The sequence below is a fragment of the Pseudomonas sp. P5_A2_2 genome, from assembly GCF_054177685.1.
In genome coordinates this window covers 1-2,099 of sequence record NZ_JBGCUL010000793.1, presented here as the reverse complement: position 1 = coordinate 2,099, position 2,099 = coordinate 1, and the positions used below count along the sequence as shown (strand labels likewise).

The 2,099-nt window shown below is 56.0% G+C and carries 2 protein-coding genes; both read left to right on the top strand.

Translation table 11 applies throughout. From position 1 onward, the window contains the following. Window positions 1-1,487, top strand: a 1,487-nt coding sequence (locus ACXRVY_RS25775) for a sulfatase-like hydrolase/transferase (protein WP_458238599.1), incomplete at its 5' end; no start/stop codon positions are given. Next, the coding region (locus ACXRVY_RS25770) for a hypothetical protein (RefSeq protein WP_458238598.1) at window positions 1,484-2,099 on the top strand (616 nt) is incomplete at its 3' end. The genes ACXRVY_RS25775 and ACXRVY_RS25770, both read left to right, overlap by 4 nt.

Genomic DNA, 2,099 nt, shown 5'->3' with positions numbered 1-2,099 from the left:
ACTTCAAGTTCTCTGACCCCAAGGCCCTGGTGGTTTCCCGGGAGCACTTGATTGTCGATGTTGCCGTGTGTGTCGGTGCATTGCTGGCCGCGTTGATCGTGCTGAAAAGTTTCGCCGTGCAGGCAGGTAAGTTCCTCACGCTATTTGTGTTGATCTGCGCGGCATATGCCTTGTTCTCGGGTTACACGCTGGCCTCGAAAATCGCTGCAATACCTCCGCCCGGTAACGACGGCAAAGAAACGATCTCGTTCTCGAAAACTGAGAAAAACATCGTCGTGTTGATGATTGACGGCTCCATGGCCGGTTACATCCCCAAGTTGCTGAAAAGTGATGCAAGCATGGCCGAACGCCTGAGTGGTTTCACCTGGTATTCCAACGTGGTGTCCACCGGCAACCGGACTTTCAACGCATTACCGGCGGTGTTTGGCGGGTTCGATTACACCGCGGCCAACATCAACGATCGACCGGGCAACCTGGAAGACAAGGTCAACCAGGCTTACATGCTCTATCCGGAAAACTTTGCCGCCAAGGGCTATGGCGTTAAATACGTCGACCCGTTCTGGTATGGCTTCGCCCGTCGTGGTGACTGCAACAAATTCGTTGAGGGGCGTGCCGGCGATTGCATTCACGTCATCGACACCATCGGTCGGCAGGAAACCAACAAACATATGTCCGGCAAACACACCGAGTACTTGTGGGGAGTGTTCAAGCAGTACCTGGCGATTTCGATTTACAAGGCGGTGCCCAACGCCATGAAGGGGCAGGTGTATGACGCCGGAAACTGGCAAGGTGCCTCGCTGTCCTGGTGGAAGCGTGAAGACAAGTTTCTCGAGAACTACTTCTCGCTATTGGCACTTCCGAGCATTTCCGATACCGCAGCACCTGGCCCGACCTTTACCTTCATGGCCAACAACATCACCCGCGCGGTGCTCAAGCTGGACGAGAGCTGCGTGCCGAACAAGAGCCTGAAAACCACCCCTCAGGAACTTGAGTTCTTCAAGAGCGAAGACACCGCCGAGATCTACGACACCTTTTATTGCGCCATGAGCGGTGTGACCAAATACCTGGACTGGTTCAAACAGCAGGGCATCTACGACAACACCATGTTTGTGCTGGTCTCGGACCATGGCTGGCCTTCGCGCAACCCACTGCTGGATGGCTTCCATGACGCCGAAAAACAGGAAGTGTATTCGCAGTTCCAGAACCTGTTGCTGATCAAACCGTTCGGCGCCCACGGAGTGCCACAAGAAAGCCGCGAGTTCATTTCCAATGCCAGCGTGCCGGGCATTGTCTGTCAGGTGATCGGCGGTTGTGTGGACCGTAACACCGGCAACCGCATCACCTACAAACCGCTGACGGAACCGGTGAAGTTGTACGAAACCCCGTGGCAACCCCAAGGGCAGAACGCCGACTCTTACAAGATTCTCAACACGTATGAAGTGAAGGACGACGTCTCGATTCCGGCCAACTGGAGCAAGTTGCAATGACCATCCTGCTTGAACACGCCGTGGCGATTCCTTATGTCGGTCTTTACCTTGATCCGGGCACTGGCAGCCTGCTGTTCTCGCTGATTGCCGGGGTGGTCACGACGGTTTTTTATTCTGCCAAAGGCCTCTACTACAAGTTGAGCGGCTCGGCCAAAGGCGCGGAAGGCACCGCCGAACGAAGCGTGCTGGACACCTGGTCGGTGGTGATTTACTCCGAGGGCGCGCGGTATTACGGCACCTTCAAACCCCTGTTGGCGCAACTGGCTAAGGCTCGTATAAAAACGCTGTACCTGACCTCGGACAGCAACGACCCCGGGCTGACCGCCCATGCCGACCTGACCACGTGCTTTATCGGCGATGGCCATAAAGCCTGGGCGCTGCTCGGACGGATCAAGGCTGACGTGTGCATCTCGACCACGCCGGGGCTGGACGTGATGCAGTTCAAACGCTCAAAACAGGTGAAGCACTACATGCACCTGGTTCACGCACCGACCGACAAGGCCTTCAACCGGCCTTACTCCTTCGATTACTTCGACTCTGTCGTCATCAACGGTCCTCACCAGGAGCGCACCTTGCGTTTCCTGGAGAACTTGCGTGGCTCCAAGCCCAAGC